This is a genomic window from uncultured Serinicoccus sp. (assembly GCF_947500995.1).
Lineage (GTDB): Bacteria > Actinomycetota > Actinomycetes > Actinomycetales > Dermatophilaceae > Ornithinicoccus.
In genome coordinates this window covers 1-214 of the sequence record NZ_CANMUA010000044.1, presented here as the reverse complement: position 1 = coordinate 214, position 214 = coordinate 1, and the positions used below count along the sequence as shown (strand labels likewise).

General features: G+C 67.8%; 1 pseudogene. It reads left to right on the top strand.

The features are described from left to right. A pseudogene (locus Q0967_RS17365) lies at positions 1-214 on the top strand (IS110 family transposase); the annotation flags it as partial.

The following is a 214-nucleotide window of genomic DNA, read 5'->3' as shown; positions in this document are numbered from 1 at the left end:
CGCCCTGGTCGGGGTGCGCATGTCCGGGCTGCGCCCGGTCATCAACGACGAGCAGCTCGAGGTGTTGCGGATGTGCGGGGACCGGCGCCGCTCCCTGGGTGAGGAGCACACCCGCAAGATATGCCAGCTGCACAAGTTCCTGCTCGAGCTCATCCCCGGCGGAGCCAAGACGTTCCTGTCCGCGGCCCAGGCCAAGGAGCTGCTGAAGAAGGTC